This window comes from Halarchaeum sp. CBA1220 (assembly GCF_003721175.2).
Lineage (GTDB): Archaea > Halobacteriota > Halobacteria > Halobacteriales > Halobacteriaceae > Halarchaeum > Halarchaeum grantii.
Map to the genome: position 1 here is coordinate 1,239,801 of NZ_CP054707.1, position 12,380 is coordinate 1,252,180.

The following is a 12,380-nucleotide window of genomic DNA, read 5'->3' on the forward strand; positions in this document are numbered from 1 at the left end:
GCCGGCGCGCTACTCGACGGTGAGGGTGACGGTGGCGTCCGCGCCGGCGGCGAGCGCGTCGACGAGGCCGTCGTCGAAGCCCTCGGCGGCGAACTCGGCGTCGAGCATGATCGTGCGGTCGTCGACGTACGTGCTGGTGCGCCCGACCATCGAGCGCTCGCTCTCGTACGTGAGCTCGGGGTCGCCGCGCCCCGTGACCGCCGCCGTGTGGCCGTCGGCTTCGACGGTGAGGGTGACGGTGGCGTCGGCGTCCCGCACCGTCTCGACGAACGCGTCGTCGAAGTCGGCGGGCGCACGCGAGGCCTCGACGGCGAGGATGCAGTCGCCAGCCGGCGTGAGGTAGTCGTCGGTGGTGACTTCGAACGTGCTCGCGTGCGCGGCGCTGACGTTCTCGTGGCCGCGTGCGTGGACGACTTCCCGGTGCATACCACGGCGTAGCTCGCCGCCGTATATGAGGCCGTCCGTTTCGCCGCCCGTTTAAGTCACTATGAGAATGCACCACATGGGCAGACGCGTGCGAATACGCGGGGTATGCTAACTGTTTACAGCGGTTTGGGTGGCGCAAAATTTAAATGTAGTACTCCCCTACGTAGAGTCACCAGAACGCTGCGGGCGTTCGCCAGCACCGCTCGAGAATGAACCGACGCTCTCCTTACGACGGGCTACAGGACACCACGAGCGGTCGCCGTACGCGACGCTCCGGCGGTATGGAACCGAGGATCAAACAATGGTAGAGGAAGCAACTCTCGAAGTATCCGAAGCGGACGAACTGATCACCGACGAAGAGCTCCAGGAGAAATCCAAGGGGCAGCTCATCAAGAAGGCGGGTCAGTTCCGCGACCGACGTAACGAACTCAACCAGCTCGCTTCTTCCCGCGCCTCCGACCGCGACGACCTCAACGCGAAGACTCGCGAGAAGGTCGACGAGGCCCAGGAGCACCGCGAGAAGCGCGACGAGCTCAACGAGCGCGTTCAGGAGCACAAGGAACAGCGCAACGAGCTGAACGCGAAGGCCAACGAGCTCTTCGACGAGGTCGACGAGCGCAAGGGCGACCTCGAACTCGACGAGGGCAAGGACCTCGACGAGCTCAAGGAGGACATCGAGCAGCTCGAGTTCAAGCAGCAGACGGAGGTCCTGTCCCCCGAGGACGAGCGCGAGCTCATCGAGAAGATCGAGAACAAACGCGAGGAGTACCAGCAGCGTAAAGAGACCCTCGAGGACAACGACGACCTCGAGGACCTCGTCGAGGAGGCCGAGGAGGTTCGGGCGGAAGCCTCGAACCACCACGAGAAGGTCACCGAGCTCGCCGACGAGGCCCAGCAGCACCACAACCAGATGATCGAGGCCTATCGCGAGGCCGACGACATCCGCGACGAAGCCGACGAGATGCACGAGAGCTTCGTCGAGGCCCAGGAAGCCGCCGACGCCCACCACGAGGCGTTCGTGCGCGTCCAGAAGCGCCTGCGCGAACTCGACAAGCAGGAGGAGGAAGAGCGCAAGGGCGAGCGCGCCGCGAAGCAGGAGGAGGCCCGCGAAGAGGCCGAGGAGATCTACGAGCGCTTCAAGGAGGGCGAGACGGTCGACACCGAGGACCTCCGCAAGCTCCAGAAGTCCGGTCTCCTGTAAACGCGACGTCACCGACGGTCGGCGGCCACGAGGCCGCGTCTTCCCTCTTCTCTTTGTCTTCACGCGCGTAGCGACCGCGCCGTCGTGCACTCGCCGCCGTCGTGCGCCCGAGCGTTTACGTAGCGGGCACCACCCTCTAGGGTATGGATACGCTCGGAAACCGACTCGGGCAGCTCGCAGTCGTCGTCCTCGCGGCGCTCGCCGCCGTCGTCGTCGGCTGGACGGTGTTCGTCCTGCTGCCGGGCGACACCGCCGAACTGCTCGGCGTGGTGCTCACCATCGTGTTCGCAATCGGCGCCGTTCGCGGCGCGGCGCGCCTCGCGCGCGGGTGGTTCGCCGACTACAACGTCGCGGAGGTCGCCGTCGACGGCCCGATCACGCGCGACGGGGCGGGCGACGGGCTCGCGGGCGGCGTCGTGACGCCGCCGGCGGACGCCATCGTCGAGCAGATCGAGGCGGCGGACGGCGACCCGAACGTCGCGGGCCTGCTCGTGAAACTGAACACGCCGGGCGGCGAGATCGTCCCGAGCGACGACATCCGCCTCGCCGTCGAGCGCTTCGACGGCCCGGCGGTCGCGTACACGACCGACCAGTGCGCGAGCGGGGGGTACTGGATCGCCTCCACGTGCGACCGGCTGTTCGCCCGCGAGGGCAGCCTCGTCGGGAGCATCGGCGTCATCGGCTCGACGGTGAACGCGAAGGAGCTCGCGGAGGAGCTCGGCGTCTCCTACGAGCGCTTCGCCGCCGGGAAGTACAAGGACGCCGGCCAGCCGCTGAAGGAGCTCGACGCGGACGACCGCGACTACCTCCAGGGGCTCATCGACGACTACTACGAGGAGTTCGTCAAGCGCGTCGCGGCGGGCCGCGACCTCGACCCGGCGGCCGTCCGGGACACCGAGGCGCGCGTCTTCCTCGGCGGGGAGGCCGTCGAGCGCGGGCTCGTGGACGAAATCGGTACCGCGCGTGACGCCGAGGACGCCCTCTCGGAGTCGCTCGGCGTCGAGGTGGCCGTCGAGGAGTTCCGGCCGTCGCCCGGGCTGATGCGGCGGCTCCGCGTCGGCGTGCAGTCCGTCGCGTACGCGGCCGGCGCGGGCGTCGCGCGGACGCTGGCGGGCGAGGACGGCGTGGACGTCGAACTGCGCTGACGCGCCCCCGAGAGCGCAGTAGCGAGTCTTTTTACGCGCCGGCCGCGACGGTAGGGACGTCCGATGCGTACGCTGGTCGTGTGTGTCGATCGCGCGGGTGACGTGGCGCGGAAGGCCGACGTCGACCCGCCCATCGCGGGCCGCGAGGCCGTCGAATCGCTCGTCGTCGCGCTCGGGATGGACGACCCCGAGGACTCGAGCGTCAACTGCCTCCTCGAGGTGCTCCGCCTCACTGACGAGCTCCGCGCGGAGGGCGACGACGCGGTGCCGGCGGTCGTCTCCGGCGTCGCGGACACGGCCGTCGGCGCGGACCGCTCGGCCGCCGCGCAACTCGACGAGCTCGTCGCCGCACACGCTCCCGACTCGGCCATCGTCGTCGTCGACACCGCCGAGGACGAACGCCTCGTCCCGGTCGTCGAGAGCCGCCTCCCCGTGGACGCCGTCGACCGCGTCGTCGTCCGGCAGGCGCGCGACATCGAGAGCACGTACTACCTCCTGAAGCAGTTCCTCGCGGACGAGGAGCTCCGCGAGAGCGTGCTCGTCCCGCTCGGGGCGGTGCTCCTCGTCTTCCCCGTGTTGCTCACGGTGACGCGCAGTCTCGCCGCCGCCGTCGCCTCCATCACCGCCGTCATCGGCGTCTTCATCCTCTACAAGGGACTGAGCATCGACGAGTACCTCGCTGACCTCCCCGGGCAGGCGCGCGACGCTCTCTACTCGGGGCGCGTCTCCATCGTCACGTACGTCATCGCGGCCGGCCTCGCGCTCGTCGGGACGTTCGCGGGCGCGCTCGGCGTCTCCGCGCTCGGCGACCCGGGCGTGCTCGTCGCCGCGATGGCGTTCGGCTACCGCAGCGTCCCGTGGCTCGCGCTCGCGGCGCTCGCTGGCGCGACCGGCCGCCTCATCGACGAGTACATCCGCGACGAGACGCTCGGCGCCGCACGCCTCAACCTCCCCTTCGGCGCAATCGCGGTCGGCCTCGTCGTCCGCGGGTTCACGGGCTACTTCGTGGAGCGCGCGGGCGCGCTCGCGCCGCTCCACACGCCGCCGCTCCCACTCATCGGGGCGGCCGTCCTGACGCCGGAGGAGCGCCTCGCGACGTTCGTCCTGCTTGGCGTGCTCGTCAGCCTCGTCGGCATCCGCGTCTCCAGTCACTTCGCGGCCGGCGACGAGAGCGCGGACGCCGTCAGGCGCTAGCGCGGAGTCTTTAGCCGTCCACGCCCACGGTCGTGTATGAGCGATTTCGACGCGGGCGAGGGCCGATGGGTGTCGCTGTTCTCCGGCGGGAAGGACTCGAGCTGGGCGCTCCATCGCGCGCTCGAATCTGACTTGGACGTCGCGCGCCTCCTCACCGTCCACCCCTCGGCGGACTCCTACATGTACCACGTGCCGGCGACGGAGCTCACGGGCCTCGCGGCCGAGAGCGTCGGCATCGAGCACGTGAACGTCGAGCCGGCGGACTTCGAGGCGGCGAACGCGACGGACGCGGGCGCGCAGGGCGACGCGGAACTCGAGCCGATGGAGCGCGCGCTCGAACGCCTCGACGACGAGCTCGACGGCGGGCTCGCGGGCGTGACGGCGGGCGCAATCGAGAGCGAGTTCCAGACGTCGCGCATTCAGGCGATGGCCGACCGCCTCGGCTGCGAGGTCTTCGCGCCGCTCTGGCAGGAGGACCCGCTCGAACTCGGGTCGGCGATGCTCGATGCGGGCTTCGAGATAACCATCCTGCAGGTCGCGGCGTACGGCCTCGATGAATCGTGGCTCGGGCGGACGCTCGACCGCGACGCCCTCGACGAGCTCGCGGCCCTGAGCGAGGAGTACGGCGTCCACCCGCTCGGCGAGGGCGGCGAGTTCGAGACGTTCGTCACGGACGGCCCGCACATGGCGCGCGCCATCGAACTCGACTACGAGACGGTGTGGGAGGGCGACCGGGGGCACGTCGAAATAACGGACGCGACGTTGCGGTAAGGCGCGAGCGACGCGTCACGTGGGCTCCGCCGGGGTCGCTCCGAACGACCGCGACGAGGGCCGCGAGGCGAGAACGCTTAACCCGCCCGCTCGCCTACGCGGACGTAATGGGGAACGCCGCCGAGTTCGTTCGGAGCGGAGGGTCTCTGCGCGACGACGACGAGTTCCTGCGCGCACTGATCGAGAACACCTCCGAGGGGCTGCTCACGATAGACGAGGACAGCGTCATCCTCTTCGCGAACCCGGCGATGGAGCGCATCCTCGGCTACGAGCCGGAGGAGCTCGTCGGGAGCTCGAAGATGAGCATCATCCCGGAGCGCTTTCGCTCCGCGCACGCGAACGGCCTCGAGCAGTACCTGCAGAGCGGCGAGCGGCACATCGACTGGGACGGCGTCGAGCTGACCGCGCTGCACGCCGACGGCCACGAAGTTCCGGTGTCGGTGAGCCTGCGCGAGCACGAGTACGACGGCGAGCGCGTCTTCACCGGCATCCTCACGGACATCACGGAGCGCAAGGCCCGCGAGGAGACGCTGCGCGAGCAGAAGGCCGAACTCGAGGAGTTCGCGGACGTCCTCTCGCACGACCTCCGCAACCCGCTCGCCGTCGCGAAGGCGCAGCTCTCGCTCGAGCGCGACCGCCGGGACAGCGAGTACCTCCGCACCGTCGATGAGTCCATCGACCGCATCGACCAGATCATCGAGGACATGCTCGCGCGCGCTCGACGCACCGAGGACGCGGGCGCCGTCGACACGCTGCTCGTCCACGCCGTCGCGCAGGCGGCGTGGGACACCGTCGCGACGGGCGACGCGACGCTCGAACTCCCGGACGGGGTGTGGCAGGTGCGCGCCAACCGGAGCCGCTTTCGCCAACTCCTCGAGAACCTCGTGCGGAACGCCGTCGAGCACAGCGGCCGCCCGGACCCGACGGTGACGGTCGGCGTGATCGGGGACGGGGACGGCTTCTACGTCGCGGACGACGGCACGGGGTTCTCGGACGAGGTCATCGCGCGCGACGCCGGCCGCTCGCTCGACACCGAGAGCGGCCACTACGGCCTCCACATCGTCGGGACGATAGCGGCCGAGCACGGCTGGTCGATGCGACTCGAAGCGGGGGCGGACGGCGGGGCGCGCGTCGAGTTCCGCGACGTGACGCTCGTGGAGAAGTCGGACGCCGCCGTCAGTTCGTGATGCGGGTGTGCGCGCCGACGAGCGCGCCCGAGAAGTCGATGTCTTCGAGGTGGGTGTCCTCGTCGATGATGGAGTTGCGGACGTCGCAGTCGTGGAGCGTGGCGTCCGGGAAGATGACCGCCCGGTCGAGGTTGGAGTCGACGACTTCGGCGCCCGCCATCACGTGGACGTCCTCGCCGAGCGTCGTGTTCTCGACGGTGGCGTCCTCGTGGACGAGGTTCTCGCCGTCGAGCTGCCACGCGACGGCGTCGAGGTAGCTCTCCGGGGTGCCGATGTCGAACCACGCGCCCTCGAAGGTGAAGGCGTGGACGCCGGTGCGCGACTGGAGCCACTCGACGAACCAGCCGGGCTCGTCGGGGTTCTCGCCGGAGGCGAGGTACTCGTCGAAGCCGGACGTGACGACGTCCTCGGGGAAGGCATAGCAGGCGATGGAGACGAGCGTGCTCTTCGGGTTCTCGGGCTTCTCCTGGAAGTTGATGACTTCGTCGCCGTCGAGCTCGACGAGGCCGTAGGACTTCGCGCGCTCGTAGCTCCCGACGTCGTAGGCGGCGATGGTCGGGGTGTCCTTCGCCTCGAAGAAGTCGACGAACTCCGAGATGTCGAAGCTGATGAGGTTGTCGCCGGCGATGACGAGCGTGTCGTCCGTGACGCCCTCGCGCTCGAAGAGCTGGGCGAGCGCGCCGACGACGCCGAACTTCTCGTCCTCCGCGCTCGTGTCCTCGACGGAGAGCGTCGGCTTCTCGTAGTCGGACTCGCGGATGTGCTCGTGGAACGCGTCCGCGAAGCGCTCGTTCGTGGAGACGAAGACCTCGTCGATGCGTTCGTCCGCCTCGAGTTCGGCGAAGATTCGGTCGATGACCGTGGAGTCACCGACGGGGAGAAACATCTTCGGCCGGTTCTTGGTGATGGGCCAGAGACGCGTCGCGTACCCACCAGCCAGCACGACGGCTTTCATACGTGAACCGTTCCCCGCAGTCCCTAAGTCCTTTTCCCCTCCGGCGTCGGCGCGGGGCGACGCGTCCCCACACGGGAGCCACCGAGGGAGCTAAACCGCGAACCGACGTACGGGCGCGTATGGAGTCACGAACGACGCGCGAGCGCATCGCGGACGCCCTCCGGGAGGGGCCGGAAACGCCGAGTTCGCTCGCCGAAGCGTTCGAGGTGACGCCGCACGCCGCGCTCGGGCACGTCGAGCACGTCGCGAAGTCCGTCCGCGGGTCCCCGGAGGAGGAACTGCTCGTCCGGCCGCCCGCGTGTCGCGAGTGCGGCTTCGACGGCTACGACGACCCGCTGAACCTACCGTCGCGCTGCCCGGAGTGCAAGCACGAGGGCATCGAGGAACCCGCGTTCGTCGTGGAGTCCTAGAAGCCGAGGCGCTCGCCGGGGTTCGTCGAGCGGTCGCGCCCCACTTCGGCCGCCCCGACGCGCACGAACTCGTAGTCGTCGTCCACGAGGTAGACGCTCCCGTCGCGGACGGCGACGTCGACGCCGGTGAGCGACGCCCCCTCCGGCGGGCCGAAGTCGCAGTCGCCGCTCTCGCACGCGAACGTCGCGCCGTGCTTGGTGCAGACGAGGTCGCCGTTTCTGACCTCCGCGCCGCTCCCCGAGTCGAAGCGGACGTCGGTCCAGTGCGGGCAGATGTTGTGCCACGCCCGAACCTCCTCCTCCGCGCCCTCGCTATCGCCGCCGTCGGCGCGCACGAGGACGAACTCGACGTCCTCGCCGGCGTCGTCGCGGAGGGTGACGAGCAGGCTCGACTCGTCGGGGACGTCCGCGAGGGGTGCCATCCGAGTCCCGGAATCCATGCTGTCCCGGTATCGGCTCCGGCGAGTTGAACGCGTCGCTTCCTCAGTAGTGCGTCGCCTCGACGCGCCGGTCGAACGCGTCGCGGAGCCGCTCGGTGACGGGTCCGACCGGGAGCGCGGCGTCGCCGACGGCGACGAGCGGCCGGACCTCCCACGTCGTGTTCGTCAGGAACGCCTCCTCGGCGTGCCGGAGCGCCCCGGGCTCGTAGACGCCCGTCTCGACGTCGATGCCCGCGTCGGCGGCGAGTTCGAGGACGACGCGACGCGTCACGCCCGGGAGGACGTCCCCCGCCAGACTCGGCGTGTGGAGGACGCCGTCGCGCACCCAGAAGACGTTGCTCGTCGCACCCTCCGCGAGGTGGCCGTCCGCGTCGCGGAGGAGCGCTTCGTCCTCGCCGTCGAGTTCGGTCCGGGCGAGCACGCCGTTCAGGTAGTTGTGCGTCTTCGCGCTCGCGGGGAGCGCGTCGCTCGGGATACGACGCGTCTCGACGACGCGCGCGCTCGCCGGCGCGTCCCAGACGTCCTCGCCCGCGACCCCTCCTCGCGGGAGCGGCTTCGCGACGACGACGACGGTGGGGTCGGCCGGGCCGGGCGTGAGCTTCCCCTCCTGTGCGCCGCGCGTGACGGAGACGCGGACGTAGGCGTCGTCGAGGTCGTTCGCGGCGAGCGTCTCGCGGACGCGCTCGCGGAGGTCCGCCGCGTCCGGGTACCGGTCGAAGCCGAGCGCGTCGAGCGTGCCCGCGAGCCGGTCGGCGTGGTCGTCCCACCGGAAGACGCCGCCGCCGTACGCGCGCAGGGTCTCGAACCCGGCGTCGCCGTAGCGGAATCCTCGGTCCGCGACGCTCACGGTGGCGTCGGCGGCGTCCACGAGCTCGCCGGCTACGTGATAGCGCATCCGGCCACCTCCGTGAGGAAGTTCGCGACGAGCGCCCGACCGAGGTCGAGGTCGGCGGGGTCCTCGGGACGGCCCGTGAGGACGCTCTCCGGGTGGAACTGGACGCCGACGTGCGGGCGCTCGGTGTCCCGAACCGCCATCACGATCTCGGCGTCGCCGTCCGCGTCGCCGGCGACGGTGTGCGCGCTCTCCACCAGCCGCGCGGGGAGCGTCCCCTGCTCGACGGCGAGCGAGTGATAGCGCCCGACCGAAATCCGATCCGGGAGGCCCGCGAAGACGCCCGCGCCGTCGTGCGTGACCGTCGAGGGCTTCCCGTGGATGACCTCGGGCGCGCGCACGACGGCCGCGCCGCGCGCCGCACAGAGCGCCTGATGGCCGAGACACACCCCGAGTATCGGGTACTCCGTCTCCGCGAACAGCGCCGTCGAGACGCCGGCGTCGGCGGGCGTGCCGGGACCGGGCGACACCACGATGGCGTCCGGGTCGAGCGCGCGGACGTCCGCGACGGTGATGGCGTCGTTGCGCTCGACCGTGACGGCCTCGCGGCCGACGTGCGCGGCGACGTAGTCCACGAGGTTGTAGACGAACGAGTCGTAGTTGTCCACGACGAGCACGCGCGCGCTCATCGCTCGACCTCCAGGTCGGCGTCCGCGAGCGCGCGGTCCACCGCGTCCACGAGCGCCCGGGCCTTCGCGAGCGTCTCGTCGTACTCCGACTCGGGGTCGGAGTCGTGGACGACGCCCGCACCCACGCGCAGGCCGTACTCCGCGCCCGTGCGGACGAGCGTCCGGATGACGATGTTGAGCGTGGCGTCGCCGTCGAAGCCGATGGCGGCCATGCTCCCCGTGTAGGGGCCGCGTCGCGTCGCCTCCACCTCGTCGACGAGCGCCATCGTTCGCGGCTTCGGCGCGCCCGTGATCGTCCCGCCGGGGAAGAGCGCGCGGACGGCTTCGCCGAGCGTCGCGCCCTCGCGGAGCGTCCCGGAGACGAGCGAGACGAGGTGCATCACGCGCGAGTAGCGGTCGATTCGCCTGTACTCCTCGACGGCGACGCTCCCCGCTTCCGAGACCTTCGCGAGGTCGTTGCGCTCGAGGTCGACGAGCATCGCGTGCTCCGCGCGCTCCTTCTCGTCGCTCGTCAGTTCCGCCTCGTAGGCGGCGTCCGCGGCCTCAGTTTCGCCGCGCGGCCTCGTGCCCGCGATTGGCTCCGTGAGCAACTCGTCGCCGCGACGCTCGAGGAGGAGCTCGGGGCTCGCGGAGACGAGGTCACAGCCCGGGAACTCGAGGAGGCCCGCGTACGGCGCGGGGTTCACCTCGCGAAGCGCCGCGTACGCCCGCACGGGGTGGACGGCGGCGGGCGCGCGCAGGCGCTGGCTGACGTTCGTCTGGAACGTCTCGCCCGCGCGTATCTCGGCCTTGATGCGCGCGACGCGCTCGGCGAACGCCGCCCGCCCGGTGTCGCTCTCGAACGTCGCGTCTGCACCGGGCGCGGGCGGCGCCTCGTCGCCGTACGCGCCCTCGGTCGCACGCTCGGCGAGGGCGAGCGCCCGCTCGCGCGCGTCGGCGTACGCGGCCTCGGGGCTCGCGTAGTCGTCGAGTCGCGGCGTCGCCACGACGCGGAGGTCGTCGCCGGCCTCGAAGGGGTCGCGCCACGCCGCGAGCACCTCGAACGTCGCGAGTTCGAGGCGCGGAACGCCACGGTCGTCCGTCGTCGTCTCCGGGATGGCCTCCGTCTCGCGTGCGGCGTCGTAGGAGAGGTAACCGAAGAACCCACCGGGGTAGGGGACGTCACAGCCCGCGCGAACGAGCGTTTCGCCCGTGAGGAGGTCGTCGATGGCGTCGAAGACGCCGGTCTCGTCGGGGCCGACGGTCGTGGTCGCGACCGGGTCGACGCCGAAGTAACCCCAGCCGTCGCGGCCGCCGCCGGTCTCGTAGAAGATCGCCGCCTCGCGCTCCCCGGAGGCCCCACGCGCCGTGCCGCGCGCGCGACGGTAGGCGTCGAAGGGGTCGTCGACGGCCACCCGGACTTCGACGGGGACGCGCGCGCCGGGCGGGGCGTCGCGCGCCGCGGCCGCGAAGGCCGCGCGCTCCGTTCGCACGTCTGCGTCGCTCATAGCCGTGAAAGGGTGCCGGACCGGGAAACGCGTTTCGGGGCCGGCGGCCGGGTCGTCGGCCGGCGCGTCGCCCCGGTCGCCGCTACGGGGCCGCCGTCACTCCTCGCGCTCGCTCGCGCGGTCGATCCAGCGCTGGACGCGCTTCGGGGAGAGGTCGATCCGCTCCGCGAGCTCCTCGGCGTCCGCGCTCGCGAGGTCGTCCACCGTCTCGACGCCGGCGTCGCGGAGGCGCTCGGCGTACGCCGGGCCGACGCCCTTGATGATTTCGACGTCCTCGGCGCCCTCGGTGTCCGCGACGGCGTCCTCGTCCGCGTCGGGTTCGACGTCGTTGACGTCCGTCGTCATGTCCGCCTCGCTCGGGCCCGCCGCCTCCGCCGGTTCGGCGGCGTCCGCGCTCGACTCGGGTTCGGCCTCCTCGACGGCCTCGTCAACGAGCGACTCGGTGGAGGCGGCGGCCTCAGTCTCGGCCGCGACCGGCTCCTCGACATCCGCGTCGGCGTCCTCCGACGCGCCGACGTCCGTCTCCATGTCCGCCTCGTCGGGGCCGGCGGCTTCGGCGGGTTCGGCCGCCTCCGCCGGCGAGTCGGCGTCGCCCTCCTCGACGGACTCCTCGACGAGCGACTCGGTGGAGGCGGCGGCCTCCGTCTCGGCCGCGACCGGTTCCTCGACGTCGCGTTCGCTCCCGCGTTCGCGCTCGACCGTGACGCCGGCGTCGCGCTCGCGTCCGCTCCGGTTCGACTCCATGCCGAGAAGCGACTTCAGTTTCGAGATGAGACCCATTGGACGGCGTAACGACCGGGAGGGACTTAAAGCCCCTCGCGGAGCGCCGCGTTCATCGCGTCCACGGGCGCGTCCGCGCCGGTCCAGCGCTCGAAGGCGACCACGCCCTGATAGAGGAGCATCCACGCGCCGTCGATGGTGGTCGCGCCCGCCTCGGCGGCCTCGCGGAGGAGTCGGGTCTCGAGCGGCGAGTAGACGGCGTCGAGCACCGCGAGGTCCGCGTGGAGCGCGTCCGCCGGCACCGGCGAGACGTCCTCCTCCATCCCGACGCTCGTCGCGTTCACGAGCACGTCCGCGTCGGCGAGCAGGTCGGGGAGGGCATCGAGGCCGTGGGCGTCCGCGCCCACGTCGTCGGCGAGCTCCCACGCGCGCTCGACGGTGCGGTTCGCGACGGCGACGTCCGCGCCGTCCGTGACGAGCGCGACCGCCGCCGCCCGCGCCGCGCCGCCCGCGCCGACGATCACGGCGTCCGCGCCCGCGAGCGGGACGTCGAAGCGCTCGAAGGCGCGCTGGACGCCCGCGACGTCCGTGTTGTGGCCGGTCGGGACCTCGCCCGAGAAGTCGATGGTGTTGACGGCGCCGACGCGGCGCGCGAGGTCGTCCGGTTCGACCGCATCGAGCACGTCCTGCTTGAAGGGGATGGTGACGTTCAGGCCGGCGATGCCGAGCGTCTCTGCGGCCTCGACCGCCGCCGCGCCGTCCGACGCGTCCGGTTCGAAGGTGACGTAGCGCGCGTCCATGTCGAGCTCCGCGTAGGCGGCCTCGTGCATCGGCGGGGAGAGCGAGTGGCCCACCGGGTTCCCGAGGAGTCCGTAGACGTCCATACAGGGCGAGGCACGCCGTCGAGCAAAAATCCCCTGCTC

Annotated in this window: 14 protein-coding genes; 6 read left to right on the forward strand and 8 right to left on the reverse strand. The window is 71.2% G+C overall.

Translation table 11 applies throughout. The features are described 5' to 3' along the window. Positions 1-9 precede the first annotated feature (9 nt). A complete protein-coding gene (locus tag EFA46_RS06630) occupies positions 10-426 on the reverse strand; it encodes a DUF371 domain-containing protein (protein ID WP_123074052.1) in 417 nt (138 codons plus the stop codon). Positions 427-727: 301 nt separating this feature from the next. On the opposite strand from EFA46_RS06630, the gene EFA46_RS06635 reads away from it, so the two are divergent. The 5 genes from EFA46_RS06635 (at position 728) to EFA46_RS06655 (ending at position 5,924) form a co-directional block, all read left to right on the forward strand. Then, a complete protein-coding gene (locus tag EFA46_RS06635; RefSeq protein WP_123074051.1) occupies positions 728-1,627 on the forward strand; it encodes a coiled-coil protein in 900 nt (299 codons plus the stop codon). A 143-nt stretch (positions 1,628-1,770) separates the two neighbouring features. Next, a complete protein-coding gene (sppA, locus tag EFA46_RS06640; protein WP_123074050.1) occupies positions 1,771-2,772 on the forward strand; it encodes a signal peptide peptidase SppA in 1,002 nt (333 codons plus the stop codon). Positions 2,773-2,835: 63 nt separating this feature from the next. Then, positions 2,836-3,966: a DUF373 family protein gene (locus tag EFA46_RS06645; protein ID WP_123074049.1), complete on the forward strand. Its 1,131-nt coding sequence runs from the start codon at positions 2,836-2,838 to the stop codon at positions 3,964-3,966. A 36-nt stretch (positions 3,967-4,002) separates the two neighbouring features. After that, complete coding sequence (locus tag EFA46_RS06650; protein WP_123074048.1) at positions 4,003-4,737, forward strand: diphthine--ammonia ligase; 735 nt, start codon at positions 4,003-4,005, stop codon at positions 4,735-4,737. A gap of 107 nt (positions 4,738-4,844) precedes the next feature. Next, a complete protein-coding gene (locus tag EFA46_RS06655) occupies positions 4,845-5,924 on the forward strand; it encodes a PAS domain S-box protein (protein ID WP_123074047.1) in 1,080 nt (359 codons plus the stop codon). On the opposite strand, the gene EFA46_RS06660 is transcribed toward EFA46_RS06655, so the two are convergent. After that, the gene (locus EFA46_RS06660) at positions 5,914-6,879 is read right to left on the reverse strand and encodes a sugar phosphate nucleotidyltransferase (RefSeq protein ID WP_123074046.1); all 966 of its coding nucleotides are present in this window, start codon (positions 6,877-6,879) and stop codon (positions 5,914-5,916) included. The two genes, EFA46_RS06655 and EFA46_RS06660, sit on opposite strands and share 11 nt — an antisense overlap. A gap of 119 nt (positions 6,880-6,998) precedes the next feature. On the opposite strand from EFA46_RS06660, the gene EFA46_RS06665 reads away from it, so the two are divergent. After that, positions 6,999-7,289, forward strand: a complete 291-nt coding sequence (locus EFA46_RS06665; protein WP_123074045.1) for a transcriptional regulator — start codon at positions 6,999-7,001, stop codon at positions 7,287-7,289. On the opposite strand, the gene EFA46_RS06670 is transcribed toward EFA46_RS06665, so the two are convergent. The 6 genes from EFA46_RS06670 to EFA46_RS06695 form a co-directional block, all read right to left on the reverse strand. After that, a complete protein-coding gene (locus EFA46_RS06670) occupies positions 7,286-7,729 on the reverse strand; it encodes a Rieske 2Fe-2S domain-containing protein (RefSeq protein WP_123074044.1) in 444 nt (147 codons plus the stop codon). The two genes, EFA46_RS06665 and EFA46_RS06670, sit on opposite strands and share 4 nt — an antisense overlap. 43 nt (positions 7,730-7,772) lie before the next feature. After that, a complete protein-coding gene (locus EFA46_RS06675) occupies positions 7,773-8,624 on the reverse strand; it encodes an aminotransferase class IV (RefSeq protein ID WP_123074043.1) in 852 nt (283 codons plus the stop codon). Beyond that, entirely contained in the window at positions 8,609-9,250 is a 642-nt protein-coding gene (locus EFA46_RS06680) for an aminodeoxychorismate/anthranilate synthase component II (protein WP_123074042.1), read from the reverse strand. The genes EFA46_RS06675 and EFA46_RS06680 overlap by 16 nt, the downstream gene beginning before the upstream one ends. Then, the gene (pabB, locus tag EFA46_RS06685) at positions 9,247-10,737 is read right to left on the reverse strand and encodes an aminodeoxychorismate synthase, component I (RefSeq protein ID WP_123074041.1); all 1,491 of its coding nucleotides are present in this window, start codon (positions 10,735-10,737) and stop codon (positions 9,247-9,249) included. Before pabB ends, EFA46_RS06680 begins: the two co-directional genes overlap by 4 nt. Positions 10,738-10,833: 96 nt before the next feature. After that, on the reverse strand, positions 10,834-11,517 hold the full coding sequence (locus EFA46_RS06690) for a helix-hairpin-helix domain-containing protein (RefSeq protein WP_123074040.1): 684 nt from the start codon (positions 11,515-11,517) through the stop codon (positions 10,834-10,836). Positions 11,518-11,543: 26 nt separating this feature from the next. Next, positions 11,544-12,341, reverse strand: coding sequence for a shikimate dehydrogenase (locus tag EFA46_RS06695; protein WP_123074039.1), 798 nt, complete (start codon positions 12,339-12,341; stop codon positions 11,544-11,546). Between the last annotated feature and the right edge of the window lie 39 nt (positions 12,342-12,380).

What these genes read in the sequence shown, in the direction of transcription:
- EFA46_RS06635 (WP_123074051.1), top strand. Translation starts at nt 728, where the DNA reads ATGGTAGAGGAAGCAACTCTCGAAGTATCCGAAGCGGACGAACTGATC.
- EFA46_RS06695 (WP_123074039.1), bottom strand. Translation starts at nt 12,341, where the DNA reads ATGGACGTCTACGGACTCCTCGGGAACCCGGTGGGCCACTCGCTCTCC.
- EFA46_RS06670 (WP_123074044.1), bottom strand. Translation starts at nt 7,729, where the DNA reads ATGGATTCCGGGACTCGGATGGCACCCCTCGCGGACGTCCCCGACGAG.
- EFA46_RS06675 (WP_123074043.1), bottom strand. Translation starts at nt 8,624, where the DNA reads ATGCGCTATCACGTAGCCGGCGAGCTCGTGGACGCCGCCGACGCCACC.
- sppA (WP_123074050.1), top strand. Translation starts at nt 1,771, where the DNA reads ATGGATACGCTCGGAAACCGACTCGGGCAGCTCGCAGTCGTCGTCCTC.
- EFA46_RS06665 (WP_123074045.1), top strand. Translation starts at nt 6,999, where the DNA reads ATGGAGTCACGAACGACGCGCGAGCGCATCGCGGACGCCCTCCGGGAG.
- EFA46_RS06650 (WP_123074048.1), top strand. Translation starts at nt 4,003, where the DNA reads ATGAGCGATTTCGACGCGGGCGAGGGCCGATGGGTGTCGCTGTTCTCC.
- EFA46_RS06655 (WP_123074047.1), top strand. Translation starts at nt 4,845, where the DNA reads ATGGGGAACGCCGCCGAGTTCGTTCGGAGCGGAGGGTCTCTGCGCGAC.
- EFA46_RS06645 (WP_123074049.1), top strand. Translation starts at nt 2,836, where the DNA reads ATGCGTACGCTGGTCGTGTGTGTCGATCGCGCGGGTGACGTGGCGCGG.
- EFA46_RS06660 (WP_123074046.1), bottom strand. Translation starts at nt 6,879, where the DNA reads ATGAAAGCCGTCGTGCTGGCTGGTGGGTACGCGACGCGTCTCTGGCCC.
- EFA46_RS06680 (WP_123074042.1), bottom strand. Translation starts at nt 9,250, where the DNA reads ATGAGCGCGCGCGTGCTCGTCGTGGACAACTACGACTCGTTCGTCTAC.
- EFA46_RS06630 (WP_123074052.1), bottom strand. Translation starts at nt 426, where the DNA reads ATGCACCGGGAAGTCGTCCACGCACGCGGCCACGAGAACGTCAGCGCC.
- EFA46_RS06690 (WP_123074040.1), bottom strand. Translation starts at nt 11,517, where the DNA reads ATGGGTCTCATCTCGAAACTGAAGTCGCTTCTCGGCATGGAGTCGAAC.
- pabB (WP_123074041.1), bottom strand. Translation starts at nt 10,737, where the DNA reads ATGAGCGACGCAGACGTGCGAACGGAGCGCGCGGCCTTCGCGGCCGCG.